Here is a 24,068-nt window from a genome sequence, read left to right on the forward strand (position 1 = left end):
CAGGACGTGTGTGGGACAAGTTTTGCAAACCAACAAGAATGGTGTCTAGCTGCAGCGCCTGGCTCCCTGTGCAAAAGATCCCTTGCCCGAGAAGGCAAAGAGCGCCTTCTGCGGTCAAGTGCCTATTTGCTTCGGGAGCCGGTCAAGGCGCTTCCGCTTTTCATTAGAGAGGTGATGTTATGTTTTCTTATGCTATTCGGCGTTTAGGGGCGCTTGTGCCGGTTTTGTTAGGGATGACGTTAATTGTTTTTATGATGATCCGGGCGATTCCGGGGAATCCGGCCCAGATTATTTTGGGGCAGCAGGCTACGAAGACGGCTGTTGCTGCACTGACTGAAGAGCTTGGCTTGAATAAGCCGTGGCATACTCAGTTTTTTGGCTATCTGGGAGGGTTATTGAAGGGTGATCTTGGGGTTTCGATCAGGACCAAGGAGCCAATTGCCCATGAGATCTGGCCATATTTGGCCGCTACTCTTGAACTTGCTCTTGTGGCTATGCTGATTGCCGTTGTTATTGGCGTGAATGCAGGAATCATTTCTGCCTGGTTCCAGAATTCCTGGTTCGATTATTTAGCGATGATCATTGCGCTTGTAGGCGTCTCGATGCCGATTTTCTGGCTTGGTTTAATGGAACAGTATGTAATCGCGATTCATTGGGACTTGCTGCCGACAACAGGGCGCGACAACATAAGGGATCCGGTGGCGGCCATTACCAATCTGTATTTGATTGATTCACTGCTGGATGGCAGATTCGATCAGTTTATTGAAGTGATCAAGCATTTGATTCTTCCTGGAGCGGCACTTGCGACAATTCCGATGGCTATCATCGCAAGAATGACGCGGTCTTCCATGCTTGAAGTAATGAGGTCTGACTTTATCCGGACAGCGCGTGCGAAGGGAATGAAGATGTTTTGGGTGGTGTATAAGCACTCCTTGAAAAATGCCTTGATTCCTGTTGTTACCGTAATCGGGCTTCAGACAGGGCTCCTACTTGGAGGGGCAATTTTAACAGAAACGATATTCGGCTGGCCGGGCATTGGGAACTACATTTATGATGCCATTGGCTCTAGGGATTATCCGGTTATTCAATCTGGGATACTTGTGATCGCTTTTATATTTGTCATGATCAACTTGATTGTTGATCTGCTGTATGCAGCAATTGATCCGAGAATCAAGTATAAATAGGAGGAATACATATGGCAGAATTGGTTAACAGCACGCCTCCGCTTATGCCGTCGCCGTCGCAGGCGGCAGAAGAACTGGCTGTTTCCCCCTGGAAGGAAGGGTGGAAGAGCTTTAAGAAAAATAAGGCAGCCGTTATTGGCTTAGGCATTGTTATATTTTTTATCTTGCTTGCAATCTTTGCAAATGTAATTGCGCCGCATCCTTTTGATAAGCAGCATCTGTCCGATAAGCATCTGTCCCCATCGGCAGCGCATTGGTTCGGAACCGATGAATTCGGGCGGGACATCTTAAGCAGAATTATTTTTGGAGCGCGCCTGTCTCTTGGCGTTGGGTTCTTATCTGTCGCAGGCTCCGTTGTGGCAGGATCCTTCTTGGGCATCATTGCAGGCTATTACGGAAAGTGGATCGACACCATCATCTCCAGGTTCTTTGATATCCTGCTTGCCTTTCCGAGTATCCTTCTAGCGATTGCGGTTGTGTCTGTACTGGGGCCGTCGCTTAGAAATGCTTTAATTGCCATTGCCATTATCAATGTGCCTACTTTCGGGAGGCTTTTGCGCTCAAGGGTGCTATCTGTGAAGGAAGAGGAATATATCACGGCTGCCAAAGCTATCGGGATGAAAGATGGCCGGATTTTACTCCATCATATCCTGCCAAATAGCTTAGCACCGATAATTGTCCAGGGCACATTGGCTATTGCCACAGCCATTATTGAAGCGGCCGCTCTTGGATTCCTTGGAATGGGAGCCCAGGCACCTGCTCCGGAATGGGGCAAGATGCTGGCAGATTCCAAGGACTTCATCATCGAAGCCCCGTGGACGGTTATCTTTCCAGGGCTGTCCATCATGCTGACCGTTCTGGGCTTTAACCTGATGGGTGATGGCCTGCGTGATGCACTGGATCCGCGGATGAAGAAGTAAATAAAGCATCTATAAAACCCATTCTGTGTTTAGCAGATTGGGTTTTATAATTTTAAAATAGTAAAAATAGGCCAAATAGACTGGTAATATTATAGTGCATCAAAGACTAATTTACCTTAAAATAACAATATTAGGTATGTTGTGTTTATTTTAGTAAGAAAATTTTGAATTATTATAAGGGGGAAAGACATTTTGTTAATGAAAAGAAGCTTTGCCATTCTATGTATCTTCCTGCTATCATTCACGGCAGCCGTCTCGGCGGCACCGATTCAAAAACAGAACAGCGTGTCCCAGACAGGATCAAACAATAAGGATTCAGCCTCTTTGAAAAAGGCAAAGCTGGAAAAGAAATATAAAGCCAGTGATAAAGTCCGTATTTTAGTAGAAATGAAGGAAGCCCCTTCAATCGTTTATGCCCAAAAAAAGCATACGCGCTTTAAAGATCTGCCGAGCAAAAAGAAAAAAGAATTGAAGGCAGAAAAGCTAGCCGGACATAAAAAGGTAAAAGCAGAGGCCAAAAAAAAGGATGTAAACATCAAAGAACTTGAGAATTTTACAACGGTTGTCAACGGCTTCAGCACAACAGTCCCTTTTGGCGATATTAAAAAGCTTGAAGCGATACCAGAAGTAGGCGCTGTACATATAGTTAATGAATACAAACGCCCTGCAGAAAAGCCTGATATGCTTTACAGCAAGGAAATCGTCCAGGCTCAGGAAGCATGGCGCGACTATGGCTATAAAGGCCAGGGAATGGTAGTCGGAATCATTGATACTGGAATCGACACTTCCCACCGCGATATGGTATTGAGCAAAGATACAAAGCCTGCCTTGACTCAGGATAAGGTTAATGCCTTAAAGGCCGCTCATAATCTTCCGGGAAAATTTTATACAAGTAAGGTTCCTTACGGCTATAACTATGCCGATGAAAATGACCAGATTCTTGATTTAGGTCCTGATGCAACCATGCACGGCATGCATGTGGCCGGTACAGTAGGTGCAAATGGTGATGAATCAAATGGAGGAATCAAGGGGATTGCTCCTGAAACCCAGCTTCTTGCACTTAAGGTATTCGGAAATGACCCGAATATGCCATCAACTTATGCAGATATTTATGTAAAAGCCATTGACGATGCAATTGTCCTTGGTGCGGATGTATTGAACATGAGTTTAGGATCGACAGCTGGTTTTGTTGCTCCTGATGAACCAGAACAGCAAGCTGTATCACGTGCCGTGCAAAATGGTATTTTAATGTCCATTTCAGCAGGCAACTCCGGACACTTCGGCGACGGGTTTTCAAGCAATCCATTGGCATCCAATCCGGATATCGGTGTTTCAGGTTCACCTGGGGTAGCGTATGATTCCCTTCAGGTCGCTTCAGTAGAAAATAATTTCCTTGATCTTGATGATGTGGCCTATGATACAGGCGGCGAAAAAGGGGACTTCCCTTACATGTCAGCAGGAAATGTACACCCTAAAAATCTTCAGCAGAAATCCTATGATCTTGTATACGCTGGCCAAGGAAGCAAGGACGAGCTTGCGAAGGTTGATGTTAAGGGGAAATTTGCCCTGATCAAACGCGGCACGATAAGTTTTGTTGAAAAAACAGTAAACGCCCAGGAAGCTGGAGCGGCAGGCGTTATCATTTATAATAACGCAGATGGCTTCATCTCCATGGCCACAGATCCAAGCATCGTCATTCCTCAGCTATTTATGCTGAAATCAGACGGTGACAAGCTTCAAAATGCGCTCAGCTCAGGCAAGCCAGTATCTATCAGCTTCACTGGCGGGAAAATCAAAACAGCAAACCCTGAAGCGGGAAAAATGAGCACGTTCTCTTCATGGGGATTATCGCCAAATCTGGAGCTGAAACCGGAAATCACTGCTCCAGGAGGACAGATTTATTCAACATTAAATAATAATACGTATGGAATGATGAGCGGTACTTCCATGGCGGCGCCACATGTTTCAGGAGGATCTGCACTCGTTCTAGAAAGAGTTAATAAAGATTTCAAATTAAAGGGTCTTGACCGTGTGTACATGGCTAAGAACATCTTAATGAATACTTCACAGCCTTTGATTGATAAAGGAACTGTCAATACAGAACAGCAGTGGGGGATTCCTTACTCTCCACGCCGCCAGGGTGCAGGCGTCATGCAGCTTCATTCTGCGCTAAGCACACCGGTCATCGTAACAGATGCTGCTAAAAATGAAGCTAAAGTTGCACTTAAAGAAGTCGGATCTAAATTTTCTTTCACGCTTAAAGCACAAAACGTAAGCGATAAAGATGCTGCTTACGATGTAAAAGGAAATATCCAGACTGACTTGGCTCTAAAAGGAAAGCTGGGATCTTCAGCAAATGAACTGGAAGCACAGAAAATCCTTGATTCCACGATCAAAATCAACGGAGGAGATACAGGGTCAATCAAGGTTCCTGCAAAAAAATCTGTGACATTTACAGTGAGTGTGGATCTTTCAAAGGCTAAGGTTGTCGGTGATGATAAGAAAATACCAGTCAGCATTGATAAGGTCTTCCCGAATGGCTATTTTGTGGAAGGGTATGTAACGTTAAAGGATCCAAAAGATCAGAATCCTGAATTGCATGTCCCCTATGTAGGTTTCAAAGGAGACTGGAATAAGGCGCCAATTCTGGACGGCACGGTATATGACATCAGCTCGTACTATGGCACTGCCGGCGCTGTATCTACCGCTGGAGATGACTTTGGATATCTTGGCTATGATCCGGCTGCTGACACCTATAATTCTCTTAATGTAGCATTCTCGCCAAACAGCGACGGCCTCCAGGATGATATCATCCCGGTTACTTCGTTCTTGAGAAATGCTTCAAAAGTAGAGTACAGCATTACAGATTCTTCAGGCAAAGTACTAAAAGTACTGCGGACCGAAGAGAACGTCACAAAAGACTATTATGACAGCGGTAAAGGCACAGCTTATACACTGGATCCTGTACGCAAATGGGATGGAAAAGTGAATAACCGTGTTGCAGGGGATGGCCAGTATTATTACCAGATTAAAGCGGTCATCAATTATAAAAATGCTGCATGGCAGACCTTCAAAATCCCTGTAAAAGTTGACACTGCTGCACCAAGTGTTGCCGTATCCAAGCATGGAAATGTTCTGGAACTTGCAGCATCCGACAATGGGGGCGGATCAGGAGTTGCTTATTACGATATTGAAATTGACGGAAAATCGATCCTAAAAACACCTTTATCTTCATCAGCGAAGGAATTCAAGCTTCCGGATACCAAAGGAGAAAAGTATGAGGTCATTGCCGTCGATTATGCAGGAAATGAAACGGAGGCAGAAGGAAATCTTGATGAAGATACAACAGCAGATACAAAGATTCCTGCTGTGTATATCTTAACTCCAGAAGCGTTAAGCGTTTCTGATAAAAACACTGTGAACATTGCCGGTTATATCGAAGAGCCGTCAGGATTGAAGGAATTCACCATTGACGGAAAATCTGTTCCATTGACATATGACCAGCAAAAGAAACGCTATTCGTTCACAATGACAAAGAAATTTGCGGACGGCGTTCAGTTCTTTGTGACCAAAGCAACCGACAATGCCGGAAACACGATTTCCTTCAAGCGCCAAATCCTTGTGGACGGAAAAGATCCAATACTATCAATCTCAGGTTTGCCTAAGAAGAATACAGTAGGCGCAAAAGAAAAGTACCCTAAAGTGAGCGTGACTGCAGAGGATAATTTTGATGAGATCCGTTTAACTCTTAACGGCAGTGAAGTGTACCATCATTCATTCAAAGAGCCTTATGCAATGCGCAGCATCAAGCATACAGTCAAAAACCTTGAATTGCCGCTTGCTGCGGGCAAAAATACCTTCACGTTCGAAGTAACTGATCTTGCAGGACACAAAACTTCAAAAACAGTCAAACTGACAAAAGAAACAAAGCGAAAATAACAAAAGAGGCAGCTTCCTATTTTATTGGAAGCTGCCTTTATCGTTTTTTCATGCCTTTTACCATTATTTCCAGAAACTCTGTGATTTGCTGCTGGTTTTTAAATGGATGCTGATCCATTTCGAGGAGAATTTTCTTTAACTTTGGATTGCTTGCAAATAGCTTTTGCAGAATGAGAAGTTCGGAATCTCTTGTTTTTGCATAATAGGAGGTTCTATTTTCCTTGCCAATACCGGTAAGTTCGGATAACAGCAGGTTTTGGCTCACTCCGAAAAGGTCGGCATATCGCATTAATACATCCACAGTAGGAGCCTGCCGGCCAGTTTCATATTTTGAGACGGCAGATCTGCTGATATTCAGCTTATTGGCAACATAATCCTGGTTCCAATTCTTGCTTTGGCGCAGCTCTTTTAATTTAGAGGGTAAGGACATAGTTTCTTCTCCGTTTTCCGCTTTTCTTAAAAGTACAACGTGCCGAGGGAAAAAAGAGCTGATGTTCTAATTGGGAACAAAAGTTATTGTTCAAAAATAGAACAAAGGGGAGCGGGCGAAGAACCCCCCCATTTACCAAAGGATTATTCATTTGGGACAGGAAAATTTATTTTGTTGAAAAAGAAGGGATATTGTAAAATAAAGTCAAATATTAATAGGAATAAATTACTAGTTTTTGACAGGAGGAGTGTATGAATTTTAGCATGGAAAACGAAGATCTCTGCTATAGCAGCAGAGGAAGCAAAAGCGTTAGAGTGATACTGAAAAAAACCGGACAAGGAGGAAAGCAGCCCTCACTTTCAAGGATGACATTTTTTGATAGCATACAGTATACGGTTCCGCCCTTCAATAAAAAACCCCAGTGCCAGGACGGCTACCAGGAATATTCCCTTCGTAAACCATTGAAACTTACATTTATGGTGCCAGGCTCACAGGATGAAAGGCATATCACTGTAGAAAAGAAAAAAGATAAAATAATGATCGCCGAAAAAAGCGGCAATGCATCAGCAGCTTTTGAAGCGCTTCAGCATATGATGTTCAAAAGAGAAAGCAGCTATGCGTTTTTAACGGTAGTACCTGATCACTTAAAGGTGCGTGTAGAAGAGAAGAAGAACAAAGGAAATTGCCAAAAGCAAAAGGTATGAATTCCATACATAGAAAAATCCTCAGCTCACAGGGCTGAGGATTTTCGTTAATCTAATGAAGGGCAACCAGTTCTTTGATCTCATCGGTTGAGAGCTCGGTGATCCAGTTGTCACTTGAGATGATTTCGTCATTCAGCGCTTGCTTTTTATCAAGCATGGCATCAATTTTTTCTTCCAGTGTACCTGTGCAGATCATTTTATGGACATGCACAAAGCGTTTCTGGCCGATACGGTATGCACGGTCAGTAGCCTGGTTTTCAACAGCCGGATTCCACCACCGGTCATAGTGGATCACATGGTTGGCTTCTGTCAGGTTCAACCCTGTTCCGCCTGCCTTCAGTGAAAGAATGAAGATCGGAAATTCCCCGTTCTGGAATTTTGCAATCATATCATCACGCTGTTTTTTATTGGCGCTTCCGTTCAGGAAAGGGATCTCGATTCCGTAGCGCTTGGAAAGCAGATCCTGCATCATATTCCCCATACCGATATATTGGGTGAAAATCAGGCAGCTTTCATTTTGTTCCCTGACCGCGTCAACGAGCTCTGTCAGTTTTTCAAGCTTGCCTGAACGCTTGGAAGCCTGCATAAGATCTTCTTTTGCTTCTTCCTTCAAATAAAGGGCAGGGTGGTTGCAAAGCTGCTTCAGCTTATTCAGCATGGCAAGGATGATGCCTTTCTTTTCAAAGGCCGAAAGGTTTTCAATATTTGCAAAGGTATCCTTGATCAGCTGTTCATACAGCGAAGCCTGTTCTTTCGTCAGCGGCACAAACTCTTTTTGTTCCTGTTTGTCCGGAAGGTTAAGTGCCACATCTTTATCCTTTTTCGTCCTACGCAATAAGAAGGGCTGAATCAGGCTTTGCAGCTCTTTAATCTTTCCTTTTTGCTCTTCGCGTTCAATAGTGGAAACATACTTTTCCTGAAACTGGGCAAGGGAGCCGAGATAGCCTTTATTAATAAAATCAAAGATGGCCCATAGCTCGCTCAGCCTGTTTTCCATTGGAGTTCCGCTAAGGGCTACGTGATGCCGCCCATTAAGTTTGCGGACAGCCCGCGATTGTTTCGTTTGTGCGTTTTTGATGTTCTGCGCCTCATCAAGAATAATGCTGTTCCAGTGAAGGGAAGTCAGCTCCTCGGTATCCTGGTGTGTAAGGCCGTATGAAGTGAGCACCACATCATATTTCGCCATTATAGAAGCGAAATCTTCGCCTTTTGTCCGGCTGGATCCGTAATGCAGATGTACCTTCAGATCAGGCGAGAAGCGTTCAAGCTCACGCTGCCAGTTCCCGAGTACGGAGGTCGGGCAGACAATGAGAGATGCAGAAACAGATGGCTTAACAATGAAGTCACTTTCAGTTTCTGTGACTTCGGAATCTGTTTCCGTGTAATCGCTGCTCTCCTCTGCGCTTTCGATGATGGCAGCATGCTGGTTTTCCGGCTGTACCTCAAGAGCTGGCGCAGCAAGGCTTTCCTTTTGCTTTACATGCAGGAGATAAGCTATCATCTGAACCGTTTTCCCTAGCCCCATATCGTCAGCGAGGCAGGCGCCAAAGCCGTTTTCGCGGAGAAAAAGGAGCCAGCTCATGCCCTGCTGCTGATATGGCCTGAGATCTCCCTGAAGGGCTTCGGGTGATGGGACGGCCGGAATATTCTTAGATTCCCTGAGGCGGTTCACCAGCTTTTTCAGGTCCTTATTCAGCTCAAACTGAATCCGAAGCATATCTTCTCCATCTTCATCTTCTTCATCATTTCCTTCGCCTAATTCGCTCAAAAGCTCCTGCTGAAGAAGGTCATTGAGCTGCAGGCCTTTTTCGTTAGCGGTTTCCATCAGTGTCTGAATTTGCCTGATGAAAGCAGGATCGAGCTTCACCCACTGGCCGCGGATATAAACAAGCCTTCTTTTTTCATCCACAAGATTCTGGAATTCCGCTTCTGACAATTCTTCTCCGTTCAGAGAAAAACGCCAGTCAAAGTCCATTAAAGCCTGAAGGCCGACATAAGAAGGCCCGCGTGTTGATTGGCTCTTCACCTTCGCTTTGACCTTTAGATTGGATTCCTTGAGTGCTACCCACCAGGAAGGAAGCATGATTTCAGCACCAAGGAAAATCAGTTTTTCACTGGCTTCGGTTAAAAACTCCCAGGCTTCAAATTCAGAGAGCTGTTCTTTTAAGGTGCCGCTTTCACTGAGCCATGGAACCACCTTTGCCCAGCGAGTGATCGTTTTATCGATTTCTTTCGTATATTTATTCCAGCCGCGCGGCAGTTTTTTAGCCGGGTAGGTTTCCGCAACAGTTTCATCCTTTTTGGAACGAAGAACGGTTGTCAGCTCCCAAGGGCCTTCACCGTCAAGCGGCTCTGTAAGCTGCAGCCCGATGACAAATGGCTTAGGATCTTCTTCAAGGCCAAGCCAATCCAGCCAGCTTTCCTGATTAAAGAAGCTTTGAAGTTCTTCAGGTGACAGCCGGGTATCCTTCAGTGCCTGAAGGGCTTCTCCCCATTTATGGCTGATGGGTGAATGGTCTTTCAGAAACGTATTGGCTGCGTCGTTATACCATTTGCCAATAAAGGCTTCCATGCTTTCTTCATTACCGTCACTGCCAGGAGTAACCGTTTCTTCCCAAAAGCTCGGGCCGAATTCCTCTTTTACCTCTTGAGGCAGCTTCCAGCCGATCTTTTCTTCCTGAAGACTCGCAAAGTCAGGAACCGGAATGCCGGAAGAGATGGTTTCATGAAGAATGGGTGCAGATGATAACAGGGTAGAGGAAAGGTCGGACCATTCCCAATCAATAAATGAGTTAAAGCTCTCCTTGGCAAACAAATTCAGAAGGCCCCATGCATCCAGGATGAAAACCGGGATATCATCAATTTCAGAGTATTCCAGCCTTGTGCCGTAAAAGCTGGATTCATCCCAGGTAAACAGCAGCTTTCTGATTTTCTGCGGATTGTAGTATTCACCGTGCTCATCACATACTGAAATACTAAAGCTTCCATTTCCGATAGAAGCGGTTTTTACGATCATTTTTTCTCTAATTTGCATCAGTCAGCTTACCCCTTTGCAATTCTTCTTGAAATGCGCGCAACCGTTTTGTGGACTGCGCTACATATTGGATGTACCTGTTAAACACGTCTTCTTGCTTCATTTTTTTGTAAAGCGTACGCATCTTCTTCAAATAGCGCACAGCCTGTTTATAAGCAGACCTGTTTTTTTGGCTGACCGTTTGCTGAACGGCATGATAGTACAAGGGCAGAATGAGGGAAGGATCTTGTTTAGAGACCTCTTTAATCATATCTCCGCTGATTAAATCGATGCTCACGTCCGTATAGATATGCATCTCTACCCATTTTTTATATGAACCTTGTTCGAACAGGAAGTGTGAGTAATTCCAATAGCTGTACGGAAGGCATTCACGGTAAAATTTATCGAGCAGGTCCATGCGCTTTGTTTTATAGCAGTAGTTACTGACTGGTCCTGAAGAGGTCCGGACAAAATCGGTTGAATAATAGTAATCGGATTTATCCTTCAGGTATTCCCTTACATGGGCAACAAGGAAATCAATGAAAGGCGCTGCCTGTTTTTCATTTTCATTTTCTGAAAAGGAGCGGATCCAGTAAAACATATATGGACATGCCTCAAAATTGAGTCCTTTCAGCAGGGAAGCTGCCGTTTCGTTCTCGCTTGAAAGAAGTGAGAGGTGAATCGCCGCAACCGTATAGGTCATTTTTTCCTCAGGATGCCTGGCATTTTCAAGGGCATCGCTGACGCGCTTTTGTTCTTCCTTGCGCCAGGCGGAATTCACCAGCAGGGAACTCCAGATGGAACGGTACAGATCGGTTTTTTCATAAGACAGCATATCCCGGCCCTCAAGGAGTTCTGCAGCATCCTCCTTAATACCAGTGATGAATGGATCAAAGGCGAAGGGGCGGGCCTGCCTGCTTAACTGCTGGACGGCAGCCTGCAGATCTTCTGCAAGATTTTCTGCGGCCGAATGAAACATGCGTGCATGCATATTCTTTTCAGGATGCTTCCTTATGAGATTCAGGATATTCATAAGGGAGGTGAAATCTGTGACAAAGTGATATAAAAGGCTCCATTCTCTTTCCATGGGCGCCTTTGCTTCTATTTTTCTAAAGAATTTTGTTAGATGGTCATCGAGTATATAGGGAGCGAGGTTCAAGTTGTTTTCAATGCTTTTGTTGAAGTTCGCTGTCACGAAATCCTTCCATGCTGAATAGCTTTTTTCAATAGGAGAATCCGTATCCAGCAAGTCCTTTGCTGTGATGATTCCAAGATCCTTCATAAATGTATTCATTGGTGAAGGATCCTGCCTCCACTCAGAAACCCACTCATTCACACTACGGATTTTTGAATAAGCAGAAAAGAAAACAGCTGCCATATGCTCGCAGACAAAATCGTGATCACAATCGCAGGATGAACGCTCAGCCTTATCTAGGTCAAGTTCCACCTTATAGCGGATAACATCCTGCACCTCAGCAATGATCATATCAGGAGACTCAATACTCCTGAACACCATCCCCTGGCGATACAGCCTCTGCCCAATCTGGACTGCCCTAACAGCCTCACTATCCTCAGGATCAAGCATATTCCCAAAATGCTCCTCAAACCGCAGCAGCTCCTCCATCACACAGCCTCCTCTAATGGGAAATGGGGTCAGACCCCATTTCCCAAAAACAAATTATTTCCTATAATGTATACATAACAGCATTTATAACCATGCGGCAGCGGGGTCAGACCCCATTTCCCGCACCAAATTAAGTAGAAAGGATGATTTTCAATATGGCAAGAAAGGCGAGGGTTTGGTATCCGGGTGCGGTATACCATATAACGTGCCGGGGAAACCGGCACAGTGACATTTTTATTGATGACAGGGACAGATTTCGGTATCTGCATTACCTTGAAGAAACGAAGGAAAAATATTATTTTCAGCTTCATTCCTACTGTTTAATGAGCAATCACGTACATTTGCTCCTTGAAACCAAGGATTACCCCATCAGCTCCATTATGAGAAAGCTCAACTCCAGATATGCCATCGCTTTTAACAAGAGGCATGAACTGGATGGCCATGTCTTTCAAGGAAGATTCCACTCCGTTTTAATCGAATCCGCAGAACAATTCCTCATAACAAGCCGCTATATTCACCTAAATCCCTATAAAGCCAATATGGTCGAAAAACCAGAACAATATAAGTGGAGCAGCTACCCGGCCTTTGTCCTAAGCAAACCTGATCCCCACGTCACCACCCGGCACATCCTTCACTACTTCCATACCCCAGAAAACTACAAAACCTACGTCACAAGCAAAATGATGGGGCCAGACCCCATTTCCCAAAACTCCACAAACGCTTAAAACCCTTATTGCTGTACATGTTGGTAACATGGGAAATGGGGTCAGACCCCATTTCCCGATTTTTGATCATCTTTTTATTATACTTCATTTTGGCTGGAATTTTGAGTGGGGAGTTGGATTTGATGTGGAAGTTTGGTTTGGTGTGCAAGAAAAAAACCATTCCTGGAGTCTGGAATGGTTTTAGGTGGTGATGGAGCTGAGTTTTTCTATTTTTGTCAGAATGAAGTCTGAAAAGCGTTCGTCGTTGCGAAGCTCGAATATTAACTGGGCTTTTTTCATGTATTGCAATGCGACCGCGTAATTTTCCTGAAGCTCGAGATTATAGCCTATATGGTAATGCAACTCACCGAGCAGATATAATTGGTCCTGCTCAATGCACCATTTAATGGCATCCTCGCAATACTCGATAGATTCATGATAATTCTTCAACCGTGTCAGTACCCGGGCGATATTATAATATAAACGTCCTTTAATTGTTTTATCTGTCAGGTAGGGGATGAATTTCAAGTGATCTTTTGCTATATGGTAGGTTGAAAGGGCTTCCTGATATCGTTTTTCTTCAAAATAGATAACACCCATGCTTAAAAGACATTCAATTTCACGTTCAGAATACACTTTTTCGGTGGACCGGGATAGAGATAGGGCTTCTTTCAGATGGCCTAGGGCCTTTTCGGTATCCTTTTCAATATTATATTCATAAATTCCCTTATGCCAGAGAAGCAGCTGATAATTCTTTGTGTTCTGCAAAAACAGCGGGTTGTTTTGCTCGGTCTTAACGATCTGTTTCATTTCCAGGTAATTCATTGTCCTTCTTGTAAGCTTTAGCTGATGCGTCACTTCTTGTACATAATCCAGACGCGGAGTCATCCCGATATCGAAAAAGTAGTTCACATCCACTCCAAGCCTTTGCGAAATTAAATAAAGGGTAGAGGCGTAAGGGTACACGTCACCTTTTTCAATCTTTGAGATTTGTGCTTGAGTACATATTCCTGAAGCCAATTCACCCTGAGATAGCCCCATTTGTTTTCTTAGTTCTTTTATCTTTTGTCCGACCGCAGAAAAATCCATAGTAACTCTCCTTAAATATTCCTAGAGTTATATTTTAGTGAATAACAGCAGGTAAACATTGGGATACCTGACCAATTTTAATTATGAATGCATGAGAACCCAAATATGTGGTTTTTTTGATTGTGGTTAAATATAACTATAGAAGTTAATTCTATTAAATCCAATGTTTTTAAAAGAAAAAAGGAGGAATTACCTATGAAAAAGAAATTTTTAGGATTTATGGTGGCTGCTCTTCTTGTTGCGGGATTTGGATTGGTTGGAACTTCAAGTTCAACGCCTACTCACGGAAATGTTGGAGTTACTGAGTTACCATCACTATTTTAATAACTACTACACTTAATATTATACTCCTACAAGAAATACACTTCCATTCCGGCGGTGTATTTTTTTGATTATTTAAATAAATTAGTTCTATAGTCATGCATTGTTTTTGCATAAATATTCTTATAGGCATATTCCTAGAGTTATATTTATTTAGAAAGGGTGTATATAGTATGATGATTTATATGGTACTTGCGCCCAGGTGCAAAATAGTAGGCCATTCCTCCTTTGTGGTATTTTGCTATAGTTGAAATAACAAATCGGAGAGAGGTGTAAGGATAAATGGATATTAATATGAAAGTTCAGCCCTCTTTTTTTGATGAAGAATGTGCCATTGTGTTTTCGTTCTATTTCGATCAGGAAGCGAAGAAGATTGGGGAAGCGGTTATTTATACATGCGAAGAGGAAGATTGCCTCAAGAAGGATTGCCAGGCTGACTCGAAGGAACTGAAAGAGAAAGTGGCTTATGTGGAGCAGTTTTCTATCGTAAAAGAATACCAGAGTGCTTCAATGGAGAAGATTACTCAGTTCTTAAATATACTTGGCATTAAGAAATGCAGGCAGCGCAGGATAGAGGAAGTTTTAAATTAATAAAAAAATCCTCACAGCGCAGAAGCTATGAGGTCGTTAAAGAACACTTGATTTTTTTCTCTTATATAAAAATTCCTTCATTTGCTTTCGTTCGTTTACTGCAGATGGTTTATAACCTGCACGCGGTAACACGGGTTTATTAGCCGGCTGCTGGCACAGTTTGAATTTTTCGATTTTCATTGAAGTCGCCCCTTTGCGGATAACTATCTTAACTATCTATGGTACCTAATACCCAGCGAGTTATCGCATAAACCACTTTTGTGAAAATAAATTAAAAAACGTAAAAAACGATAGGGATAATAAATTTGTTAGCGAAAATGACGTTTTACTCCTTAAAATATTCTTTTAGTTATATTTGAGTAGGAAAACCATGTTTTATATTGACAAAACGGCTGATAATCGCCTTTAAACGTCTATAAAGGCGTTTTTTGGCGTTTTGTCAGGTACGCTATAAATGCTTAAATAAGACTATTCCTGCTATTAATTTTAGGTGACAAGCATATTCCTCATCAGTTTATGCGGAGTCCTTTATTAATAGCACAGCAGGTTATTTCAACTGCCCGAATTCCTGGAAACCCTTAGTTTCTAGTACCCGAGAGTGAAGAGTACTTCGAACATACTCTTCTTTGGCCCGCTGGCTTATTGCCGGCGGGATTTTTTTTATGATCAAGCTTCTGGCCTTCTTAATTTTCATCCATCATCCACCAGTTTAGTTTGGGCTCCTTCGGGTACATTAAGAATTAGACTGTGTGCCGGAGGAAACTGAATGGAGCCTAAAACGTATTCCGATATGACGAAAGACTTAAAAACGGAAAGTGCTTACCTGCAGTTTTTATTTCCTTTTATGTTAAAAGAGGATAAAGTGGAGCTTTTTGCAGAAAAGCTTCTTGAAGATGACTTTATTTTCTTTGATTTGAAGGATATGAAGCAGCAGGACGCCTTTTATGGCGGCAAGAAAATCCATCATCGCACACTTGAAAGCTACTTTATGCCTAATATAGAACGTTTTCTTTTTCCTGGATCTTATAGGGATAAAGAAGGTTTCCGCCGCTTTACCAATAACCAGAAGCGTGATTGCCTTTTTACATCAGACCGTCTCGTTACCGAATTTACCGTTGATTCCTTCGATATTTTTCTTTGTCCTTTTCATATCGGCCTCATTAATATCCGTGTGACACTTCCTGACCATATGGATTATTCGGATGTTCTTTTCTTTGGGGATACCTTCCGAGTGCTTGAACCCATTGATGATGATGAAGAAACGGTGCGGATTGAATGCTCGGATGAAAGCTATAAGCTGGTCAAGGACTTTATCTTTAAGGAACTGTCTCCTATTATGAGGGATTATATTGACGAAGATGAAGGAGAAGCTGCTTCATACTTTGGAAGTTTGCCCTTTTTCATTGATGAAAGAATGTATGTAATCAGCCAGATAGCAATTCCGCCTGAAAGCAGGGTCACCAAGACAGATTTATTCCGGGCGGGACAGCTGAATGGCTATGACCGGAAAGGAAAACCCTTTGTCGGGGCAAATAATCCGGATTATATCGACCGTTATTATACCAATAATGTGTATGACCGATGGGGAGACGAAACGTATTATGTGATGAGCGAGTATAATTTTGCCTGTGTGACGAGGGCGGGCAAGGAATTTGAAGGCCAGATTTCCAGCCAGATGTACGGCAAGGACTTTTATTCGCTGCTGCTGTTTTTTTATTACAAAATCGTCTTAATGAAGCTCACCCACGCTCATGCGAAGCTTGATATCGAAAAAGACCAGTCAAGCACCGAACTGCTGATCGTCATGATCACGGAGTTTTCCGCCAAGTACCTTTTTCCTGAAGTGAACAGCTCTACATCCGGACGTGAGATTTCACAGATTTTCAAAGTGAACTTTGGTATCGACAGGCTTTATAATGATGTCAAAAAAACCCTCGCGTCACTGTATCAAAATCAGGATAAGTTATCCGGCAAGCGGAATAATTATCTGCTGCAGATCTTAACCATCTATACCGTGATTTCAGGTATATACGGAATGAACCTGGTAATCAGCGACTGGAAGGGTGAAGTGAAATGGGGCAAGCTCGCCCATTACACGATTTTTGAGTATCTATCCTTTTTCGTGGCAATAAGCGGCATTATCATTTCCATCGTCATTGGTATGGCCTCGCTAAAAAGCTACCTGAGAGAACGGAAAAGCCGCAGAAAGAAAATATGACGTCTGCAGTCCTTCATCATTGATGGGGGCTTTTTTGTTGGACCCAAAAATCCTACGGCCTACGTTTCCAATCCTCATAAAAGTCCTGGATTGTAGAATGTATTCCGTTCAGGGCAACTAAAATTAAGAACAGCATCATGACCGTAGCGATTTCACCTGTGAAATAGGCAATGACAGCAATTAGCAATATCCAAAAGATATTCGTATTTGTTTTCAAATATTTTTCACCCTCTCTTATCAATACCCAAATTTTAACATATTTGTTTGTGAGAAGTTTTTTTCCAAGAGAGAAAAAACAAGTGTTTTGAATAAAAATCATTCTTCTTAACCATAACGTCCAACATTTGTTAAAATGAATAAGTAAATAAAATCCAAGATAATAGGAGGAAGTCATGAAGAAACTTCTATTAGTTTCCAGTCTCATTCTAACAGGCATCCTGCTTTTGGCAGGCTGTTCAAATAATGATCCGAAGCCGGAGGACCGGCTGGCGGCATACACCAAGCTTTGGAATGAAAAGAAGTTCGACCAAATGTACAGCTACCTTTCAGACGATACAAAACAAAAGGTAAGCAAAAAGCAATTTACCGAGCGTTATACCAAGATTTATAAAGGTGTAGAAGCAGAGAATCTTAAGGTGACCTATAAGAAGCCAAAGGAACCGAAAGACCACGGCGACAAAAAGAATGTAAGTTTGCCAATCTCTGTGAAGATGGACACGATAGCAGGACAGGTCAGCTTTGAAAAATCTGCAAAGCTTGTCCAGCAGGAAAAGGACGATAAAACAAACTGGTACCTGGATTGGAATGCATCCTATATCTTTCCTCAGTTAAAAGATGATGAAAAGGTATCTGTCCAGACATATCCGGCAGTCCGTGGGGAGATTGTTGACCGCAACGAACGGGGACTTGCCATGAACGGCACGGCAGGTGAAGTCGGAATTGTCCCTGAACAGCTAAAAGGGAAGGAGTCAATCGTTCTTCCTCAGGTTGCATCCCTTTTGAACATGACAACAGATGAAATCAAGAAAAAGCTGAATCAGCCATGGGTACAGCCGAATTATATTGTGCCAATCAAAAAACTCCCTGCCGATCAGACAGCGCTGATGACCAAGCTGTCAGGAATTACATCTGTATCGGTGCAGGAAATAAACGAACGTGTATATCCGTATAAAGAAGCGACGGCTCACTTAATCGGCTATATTGGCCCTGTATCAGCTGAGGACTTGAAAAAGCTGAAGGGAAAAGGCTACACTGCCAACGATACAATCGGCAAGCGGGGTCTTGAACAGATTCTTGAAGACCGGTTAAAAGGATCGGCAGGAGCGAAGGTTTATATTAAGGGAGACAACGGACAGGAAAAGGTCATTGCCGATCATCCTGCCAAAGAAGGCGAAACTATTACACTGACGATTGATGCAGAGCTCCAAAAAAGCATTTATAAGCAATATAAAGGAGAAACAGGATCTGCAGCGGCCATCCAGCCTATGACAGGAGAAGCACTGGCTCTTGTCAGCTCTCCGTCATTTAATCCTAATAAATATGTGCTGGGCATCTCAGGGGAAGAGCAAAAGGCGCTGGAAAATAATCCAGGGAAGCCGCTGCTAAACAGGTTCAGCTCCACCTATGCACCGGGTTCTACCATTAAAGCCATAACAGCTTCCGTTGCTCTTAAAAATGGAGTGAATTCAAATAAAGCTTTGGACATCAAGGGCCTTCACTGGCAGAAGTCCAACTGGAAAGACCATAGTATCACACGTGTTTCTGATCCCGGCAAGCCGGTTAACATGACAGATGCATTGATTTATTCGGATAATATTTACTTTGCACGTCAGGCACTGGATCTCGGAACGAAGAAGTTTACCTCAGGCCTTGAGTCATTCGGCTTTAAAGACAAGCTTCCTTTTGAATATCCGATAACAGGCTCGTCTTATGGAAGCATTGACAGCGAAGGGCGCCTAGCAGACAGCGGTTATGGACAGGGGCAGGTTCAGATGAGCTCGCTTCACGTCGCACTTGCGTATACAGCCTTCCTTAATCAGGGGAACATCGTTTCACCATACCTTATAGAAGGAAAGCAGCCAGCCCAGAAATTCTGGAAGCAAAACGCCGCATCGCCAAAAGAGGCAGCCCAGGTGCTGAATATGCTGAAGCAGGTAGTGAATAACCCGCACGGCACCGCACATGCTGCCAGCAAGCTGAAAATACCGCTCGCAGGCAAAACCGGGACTGCAGAATTAAAAATGTCCCAAGGAGAAAGCGGAACGGAAAATGGCTGGTTTGTTGCCATGAACACCGATCATCCTAAGCTACTGATGGCCTGGATGATGGAAGGACTGCAGAACAAAGGTGGCAGCCATCATGTTGTAGATAAGATGGAGCCTGTACTGAAAAAGTATTTGAAGAAATAAAGAGAAGCAGCAGACTATGATGGTCTGCTGCTTCTCTTTGTGTAAAGCGGGGTGTTTCGACAGATTCCTTTATAAAAAAGTTAAACAATAAATAATTGCTCTCTTAAAATACAGATAATTCCGACAAATTAAACTAACTCTTCTAATATACTAATAACCATATAATGTATATTTTCTTGTATTTCTAGTTCGCCAGCACTGTAATAAACTTTAGCATGTAATTAGGAGGATTGACTGATAAAATCTTAAATAGAATTTCCATTTATAAATATATTTTCCAATAACATTTTATAGAATAATTGTAAGTAATTTCTATAAAACTTACAATTATGATACATAGTTGGTAAATTTTATTAAAAATAATTGGTAAATATTTAAATAAAAAGCTAGAAATTTCTAATTAGTTGTATTATTATAGGACTACAAGAAGGATTTGGAAATAGTCCAATTTCCATTTTTGTGTGCTTTTAGTACTAGTTTTAAGCAGTCGGGCATACATAGTCAAGTAGACTTCGAGTGTGGCTGGTACAAACGTTGTTAGTTGTGTAAGCCATTGGAAATCTTTGGTTCTCCAGAAGCAAAGGATCACAATGCACTACTTTTTATATTCGAAGGGAGATTTTTTACCAGATGAGCAAAAAGAAAGCAATCAAACTAGTTACAGCATCTGCTATCGCTGCTTCCGCATTCGCAGCAGTTGCACCAACACAATCTCATGCAGCTACAAGCATCAACACGGTTGTTGCTAACGCACAAAAATCCATGAGAGCACCATTCGACAAATACTACCAAACTGGTATCACTAAGAAAACTGTACCGGCTATTACGGTTCAAAACCTGATCAATGCTGGTCAAAAAGCTTACACTGATGCTTCTGCAGCAGTTAAAAAAGCTGGCGGCAAATACGCTAAAACAAATCAAGCTAAACTTGACAGCTACAAAAAATACCTAGAGCGCTCTAAAGCATATGTATCTGCTTTGAACGAAATCTCTCTTATCTACAAGCAAGCTGACGGTGCTGTAAAAGCTGAAAACCTTGGCGACCTTAAATCAGCTGAAGCTGTACTTAAGAACGCTAGCAACAAAGGCTTTGTGGGCATCTCTAAAGTATACGGCCCAGCAACACGCGACGTATTAAAAGCAACTTTCACTAGATTGTCTGCTGACAAACTAGCAAAAGTCCAATACACAATCGCAAAAGTAACTTCTAAAGTAGAAAGCGTAAATGCAATTAACGCTACTACTGTTGAAGTAACAATGAAAGACGCGGTTAATGCTAAAAACTTAGATAGCCTTCACTTCACTATCGATGGTTTGACAGTTACAAACGCAGCTGTAAAACAAACTAACGATAAAGTTGTTGTGTTAACAACATCTGTCCAAGATGGTGCAAAAGAATACTCTGTTAAATTGAACGGTGACACTCTTGGTTTCACTTTTAAAGGACGTTCTGCTGTTCTTCCTACATCAATTAGCTTTGTTTCAAGCTCACAACAAGCTAAAGTTGGCGGTCAAGTAACGGTTAAAGCTGATATTGGCCAAAAAGTTGCTGGTGTACCTGTAACTTTCAATATTGATGCTGATGCTGATATTGCTAAAGGTGGATTCAATAAGGATCAAGTAGTAGAAGTATTAACAAATGCTGATGGAGTTGCTGAATATTCTTATACACAGTATGGTAATGGTGTAGATTCAGTTAAAGCTTACGCAACAGGAAATCCAAATGTATATTCTAGTGGGAAAGTTTACTGGGCATCTTCTTCTCAATTATCAGTTAGCGAAATTACATCTGGTAATGAATTAGCAAATGGTACTAAAAAATCTTATAAAGTTACTGGGGCAGCAGATACCACTTACTATGTAGCAATAAAAGAGAATTTAGCTATCAATCCAGATAAAATTACGAACGTTAAAGTACAAGATTATAGAACAAGCAGTTTTGTTACACCTTACGAACTAAATACTGGATCAGATGTTTATGCAACAGTTCATACTAATTCTGCTGGTGAAGGTTCATTCACTGTTTACGGTGATAATTTAACAGCAACACCAATTGTATACTTACCATCTTCGGTAAATACGAACTCAACTGATTATTCATATTCTGGACTATCATTACAATCTCAGGCACCAACAGTAAAATTTTCACAGGTGAATTTACTAGCTTTAAATGTAGTTGCTGAAGGTGTTGCAAATTCTGCAGAATACCAAAGTACTCCATTGGCTTATGACGGAAATTCTACTGGTGGTCGCACTTATACAGTTACTGTAAAAGATAAAGATGGTAAATTAGCTCCGGAAGGCACAACTGCTTATGTTACTTTTGAAGATGGTAATATTAATGGAAACGTGTACTTCTCAACTGGAACAAATAATTTCCAATCTGTCTCAACAGGGTCTGTTAAAGCAATTACTGTGGGTAAAAATGGCCAAGCGACATTCCGAGTAGCGGGAACTGGTTCAACTACTTTCGTGAAACCTACAGTATTCCTAAATACAGCTGGTAGTGTTAGTCCAGCTCTAGATAAAACTGATGTACAATTTGTTGCTGATGCAACATACTTCAAAGCACCAGTTGTAACAAATGCAGTATTATCAGTAACTGATGCACAAGGTAATGATATCACTTCATCAACGGCAGGTACTGATGCATACGTAACTTACCAGTCTGTAGACCAAAATGGTTTCAATTACCATCCAGCTCTAAACCGTGCAACTGGTACTTATAGTTATGATTTATCATTTGATGTAACTTCTACATTTGGTGATGCTAAAGTAAAAGATGCTTCTGGTAATGTATTAAATGCAACTCAAAATTTAGGAAACACAAAAACTTACAAAGTAACTTCAGATTCAAATGGTCAAGCAGTTATTCGCGTAACTACAACTTCTGCTGATACAGTATCTGTTAATGTTACAGGTGCAAGTGGAATCCTTCCAACTAAGACAGCAACAGTATCGTTCGCTGGTTATGATGGAATTCCTACCAAATTAACAAGTGCTAGAGTTACTTCAGTTGATACTGCTAACAACAGACTGAAACTTGATGACAATGGTACAGATACAGCGTGGATTTCTTACACTAACGCTTCCTTCTATAAAGCGAATGGTGATGTTACTACCCTTGTCCAATTTGAAGATTCTATAAATACTGGCGATGTGGTTACCTTCGAAAGAGGTGCAGATGGAAAACATATTTTCCGTTTTGTGAATGACTATGCTGTTGCGGCTGCTGCAACTAATCCATCTTTTACAGATACTGATGCGGATAGAGGAGAAGTTGCAGGAGAACTTACTTTCACTGGTACTGCCGGTAATACTTACAAAGTATACGTTGGTAATACCCTGTTAGGAGACGCTAATGTTAATGCATCAACTGGTGCTGGGTCATATACAGTTGCAAATAATACAGTTTATAATGGTAGTCTTAAAATTATAGCTACAAATAGCAATAGTTTAACAACTGCTACAACTACCGTTAATTTAACAGATTTATCTACAAATAATGAAGCTTCCGCTGCTCTTTCCAAAATTAATGCTGCAGCAAAAGCTAAAGTGTGGGACGATGTGACAATTGGGGATTTTACAACTGCAGGGGTTACTGGAGTTACTCAAACGAATTTTCTTGATGTTAAGTCAGGTGTTCAAGATAAACGTGCGTTAAAAGGCTCTTCATTAACAGTTACAGAACTCCAAGAAGTAGTAGACTCTCTTTAAGGAAATAAAACATTGATTTATTAGTAAAGCCTCTGTAGGGAGAAATCTCTTCAGGGGTTTTTTTAATTTATTTTTTCAATATTAGTAAAATATTTATAATACTTATCCTAATATTTTTGAAATGAATCTAATCTCATTTATGAGAAGTAGTTTGAACGGGTTAGAAAGTTCGCATTATAAATATTTCAAGTATTTACTATATTAAGAGGGCGTAATTTTTCTAATAAAGAGAGTATATAATACAAAACATTAATAGTCAGAGTAACGAATTATAAATTAATTTGGTTCGTTAGTATTTGGTGAATATCATAAATTTATCCTCTGGGACAATTGTAATCAGAAATTCTTTGTCATGGTCGTGCATATAAAGTATCAGGCTTATGATAAAGAAAAACCGGCCAGTCTCTCAAAAGTAATTATTCAAGACCTGCTCTGCAAAAAGCTTGGATAGAAAGGAGTAGTCATAACAGATGATCTTGAGATGGGAGCAGTGAATAAGTTTTACTCCTTTAAGGATATGGGGGAAGACGCCATCCAAGCGGGGGGAGACTTATTATTAGACTGCCATGAATACTCCCACCAGTTAGAGGTATACAATGGTTTGATTGATGCAGTGAACAGCGGTGAAATACCTGTCATAAATATACAAACATACATCGAATAGAAGTGAATCCGAAGCGTGCAGAAAAAACCGTAAAAAGCCAAAACAGCCTTAATTATATTAATGCCCTCAAACTAAAATAGCTTAAATTCTTAAAAGCCGGCATAAAATTGTGCCGGCTTTTTCAGTTGGTTAATTCGTGGGAGTATTTATTGCATGGGTACTTCAAATGAAGTAACCATGCCGATCTTTGGTTCTATTTAACCAGGTTTCAAGTGATTTATCATACAGGGAAATGAATAATTTGGATGTAATATTTTAATAGTGTTACAGAACGAATTATGGACTATCGCTATTTGAAATGATTGTAATTTTTATTGGGTGAACCATCCAAAAAAGAGGGTAAAAATGTTTCGGGACATAAGTAACAGTATATGGAATATTTTTCTATAATAGCTATTTACATTTAAAACCAAATATATCTAAAACAACCCATACATGTAATAAATTGTAATTAAAAATATGTGTTGGAAAAATATACTAAGTACTTTTGTTAAAAAAACTAGAAAAATACCTAGATTTTAGTAGAAAAATGTATTATATTT

At 41.6% G+C, this 24,068-nt stretch carries 17 protein-coding genes; 11 read left to right on the plus strand and 6 right to left on the minus strand.

Going from position 1 to position 24,068, the window contains the following annotated elements:
• The first annotated feature begins 179 nt into the window (after positions 1-179).
• From BM126_RS05830 to BM126_RS05840, 3 genes are all read left to right on the plus strand, one after another.
• On the plus strand, positions 180-1,184 hold the full coding sequence (locus BM126_RS05830) for an ABC transporter permease (protein WP_090988638.1): 1,005 nt from the start codon (positions 180-182) through the stop codon (positions 1,182-1,184).
• Positions 1,185-1,195: 11 nt separating this feature from the next.
• Positions 1,196-2,104: an ABC transporter permease gene (locus BM126_RS05835; RefSeq protein ID WP_090988639.1), complete on the plus strand. Its 909-nt coding sequence runs from the start codon at positions 1,196-1,198 to the stop codon at positions 2,102-2,104.
• Positions 2,105-2,302: 198 nt separating this feature from the next.
• Positions 2,303-6,043: a S8 family serine peptidase gene (locus tag BM126_RS05840; protein ID WP_090988962.1), complete on the plus strand. Its 3,741-nt coding sequence runs from the start codon at positions 2,303-2,305 to the stop codon at positions 6,041-6,043.
• 37 nt (positions 6,044-6,080) lie between these two features.
• Here BM126_RS05840 and BM126_RS05845 read toward each other — a convergent pair whose 3' ends face one another.
• On the minus strand, positions 6,081-6,473 hold the full coding sequence (locus BM126_RS05845) for a helix-turn-helix domain-containing protein (RefSeq protein WP_090988640.1): 393 nt from the start codon (positions 6,471-6,473) through the stop codon (positions 6,081-6,083).
• A gap of 251 nt (positions 6,474-6,724) precedes the next feature.
• Between BM126_RS05845 and BM126_RS05850 the strand changes: the two genes are divergently transcribed.
• Positions 6,725-7,177, plus strand: coding sequence for a hypothetical protein (locus BM126_RS05850; protein WP_090988641.1), 453 nt, complete (start codon positions 6,725-6,727; stop codon positions 7,175-7,177).
• Between the two features lie 52 nt (positions 7,178-7,229).
• Here BM126_RS05850 and BM126_RS05855 read toward each other — a convergent pair whose 3' ends face one another.
• Positions 7,230-10,211, minus strand: coding sequence for a DEAD/DEAH box helicase (locus BM126_RS05855; RefSeq protein ID WP_256212989.1), 2,982 nt, complete (start codon positions 10,209-10,211; stop codon positions 7,230-7,232).
• Complete coding sequence (locus tag BM126_RS05860; protein ID WP_090988642.1) at positions 10,201-11,814, minus strand: SWIM zinc finger family protein; 1,614 nt, start codon at positions 11,812-11,814, stop codon at positions 10,201-10,203. The genes BM126_RS05855 and BM126_RS05860 overlap by 11 nt, the downstream gene beginning before the upstream one ends.
• A 155-nt stretch (positions 11,815-11,969) precedes the next feature.
• Here BM126_RS05860 and BM126_RS05865 point away from each other — a divergent pair, with 155 nt between their 5' ends.
• On the plus strand, positions 11,970-12,539 hold the full coding sequence (locus tag BM126_RS05865; RefSeq protein ID WP_090988643.1) for an REP-associated tyrosine transposase: 570 nt from the start codon (positions 11,970-11,972) through the stop codon (positions 12,537-12,539).
• A gap of 180 nt (positions 12,540-12,719) precedes the next feature.
• Here BM126_RS05865 and BM126_RS05870 read toward each other — a convergent pair whose 3' ends face one another.
• Positions 12,720-13,607, minus strand: a complete 888-nt coding sequence (locus BM126_RS05870; RefSeq protein ID WP_090988644.1) for a tetratricopeptide repeat protein — start codon at positions 13,605-13,607, stop codon at positions 12,720-12,722.
• 195 nt (positions 13,608-13,802) lie between these two features.
• Here BM126_RS05870 and BM126_RS22735 point away from each other — a divergent pair, with 195 nt between their 5' ends.
• Positions 13,803-13,931, plus strand: a complete 129-nt coding sequence (locus BM126_RS22735; RefSeq protein ID WP_256212990.1) for a hypothetical protein — start codon at positions 13,803-13,805, stop codon at positions 13,929-13,931.
• A gap of 279 nt (positions 13,932-14,210) precedes the next feature.
• Entirely contained in the window at positions 14,211-14,519 is a 309-nt protein-coding gene (locus tag BM126_RS05875; protein WP_090988645.1) for a hypothetical protein, read from the plus strand.
• A 36-nt stretch (positions 14,520-14,555) separates the two neighbouring features.
• Here the strand turns inward: BM126_RS05875 and BM126_RS22185 are convergent, their stop codons facing one another.
• Positions 14,556-14,699 carry a hypothetical protein gene (locus BM126_RS22185; RefSeq protein WP_177201323.1) on the minus strand — a complete coding sequence of 48 codons (144 nt, stop codon included), beginning with the start codon at positions 14,697-14,699 and terminating at the stop codon, positions 14,556-14,558.
• A 586-nt stretch (positions 14,700-15,285) separates the two neighbouring features.
• On the opposite strand from BM126_RS22185, the gene BM126_RS05880 reads away from it, so the two are divergent.
• Positions 15,286-16,737 (plus strand): hypothetical protein, encoded by a 1,452-nt coding sequence (locus tag BM126_RS05880; RefSeq protein WP_090988646.1) that lies wholly within the window; start codon positions 15,286-15,288, stop codon positions 16,735-16,737.
• Positions 16,738-16,789: 52 nt separating this feature from the next.
• Here the strand turns inward: BM126_RS05880 and BM126_RS22190 are convergent, their stop codons facing one another.
• Positions 16,790-16,954 carry a hypothetical protein gene (locus BM126_RS22190; RefSeq protein ID WP_177201324.1) on the minus strand — a complete coding sequence of 55 codons (165 nt, stop codon included), beginning with the start codon at positions 16,952-16,954 and terminating at the stop codon, positions 16,790-16,792.
• 175 nt (positions 16,955-17,129) lie between these two features.
• On the opposite strand from BM126_RS22190, the gene BM126_RS05890 reads away from it, so the two are divergent.
• The 3 genes from BM126_RS05890 to BM126_RS05900 all read left to right on the plus strand — a co-directional run bounded on the left by BM126_RS05890 (position 17,130) and on the right by BM126_RS05900 (position 23,526).
• Complete coding sequence (locus tag BM126_RS05890) at positions 17,130-19,145, plus strand: penicillin-binding transpeptidase domain-containing protein (RefSeq protein WP_090988648.1); 2,016 nt, start codon at positions 17,130-17,132, stop codon at positions 19,143-19,145.
• A 630-nt stretch (positions 19,146-19,775) separates the two neighbouring features.
• Positions 19,776-22,862 (plus strand): hypothetical protein, encoded by a 3,087-nt coding sequence (locus BM126_RS05895; RefSeq protein ID WP_090988649.1) that lies wholly within the window; start codon positions 19,776-19,778, stop codon positions 22,860-22,862.
• 463 nt (positions 22,863-23,325) lie between these two features.
• Positions 23,326-23,526 (plus strand): glycoside hydrolase family 3 N-terminal domain-containing protein, encoded by a 201-nt coding sequence (locus tag BM126_RS05900; RefSeq protein ID WP_256213012.1) that lies wholly within the window; start codon positions 23,326-23,328, stop codon positions 23,524-23,526.
• Positions 23,527-24,068 lie beyond the last annotated feature (542 nt).

The sequence above is a fragment of the Bacillus sp. OV322 genome (assembly GCF_900112495.1).
Lineage (GTDB): Bacteria > Bacillota > Bacilli > Bacillales > DSM-1321 > Peribacillus.

Bases quoted from the DNA above. Each gene is read 5' to 3' on its own strand.
- BM126_RS05830 (WP_090988638.1), top strand. From the start codon at position 180: ATGTTTTCTTATGCTATTCGGCGTTTAGGGGCGCTTGTGCCGGTTTTG.
- BM126_RS05835 (WP_090988639.1), top strand. From the start codon at position 1,196: ATGGCAGAATTGGTTAACAGCACGCCTCCGCTTATGCCGTCGCCGTCG.
- BM126_RS05840 (WP_090988962.1), top strand. From the start codon at position 2,303: ATGAAAAGAAGCTTTGCCATTCTATGTATCTTCCTGCTATCATTCACG.
- BM126_RS05845 (WP_090988640.1), bottom strand. From the start codon at position 6,473: ATGTCCTTACCCTCTAAATTAAAAGAGCTGCGCCAAAGCAAGAATTGG.
- BM126_RS05850 (WP_090988641.1), top strand. From the start codon at position 6,725: ATGAATTTTAGCATGGAAAACGAAGATCTCTGCTATAGCAGCAGAGGA.
- BM126_RS05855 (WP_256212989.1), bottom strand. From the start codon at position 10,211: ATGCAAATTAGAGAAAAAATGATCGTAAAAACCGCTTCTATCGGAAAT.
- BM126_RS05860 (WP_090988642.1), bottom strand. From the start codon at position 11,814: ATGGAGGAGCTGCTGCGGTTTGAGGAGCATTTTGGGAATATGCTTGAT.
- BM126_RS05865 (WP_090988643.1), top strand. From the start codon at position 11,970: ATGGCAAGAAAGGCGAGGGTTTGGTATCCGGGTGCGGTATACCATATA.
- BM126_RS05870 (WP_090988644.1), bottom strand. From the start codon at position 13,607: ATGGATTTTTCTGCGGTCGGACAAAAGATAAAAGAACTAAGAAAACAA.
- BM126_RS22735 (WP_256212990.1), top strand. From the start codon at position 13,803: ATGAAAAAGAAATTTTTAGGATTTATGGTGGCTGCTCTTCTTGTTGCG.
- BM126_RS05875 (WP_090988645.1), top strand. From the start codon at position 14,211: ATGGATATTAATATGAAAGTTCAGCCCTCTTTTTTTGATGAAGAATGT.
- BM126_RS22185 (WP_177201323.1), bottom strand. From the start codon at position 14,699: ATGAAAATCGAAAAATTCAAACTGTGCCAGCAGCCGGCTAATAAACCC.
- BM126_RS05880 (WP_090988646.1), top strand. From the start codon at position 15,286: ATGGAGCCTAAAACGTATTCCGATATGACGAAAGACTTAAAAACGGAA.
- BM126_RS05890 (WP_090988648.1), top strand. From the start codon at position 17,130: ATGAAGAAACTTCTATTAGTTTCCAGTCTCATTCTAACAGGCATCCTG.
- BM126_RS05895 (WP_090988649.1), top strand. From the start codon at position 19,776: ATGAGCAAAAAGAAAGCAATCAAACTAGTTACAGCATCTGCTATCGCT.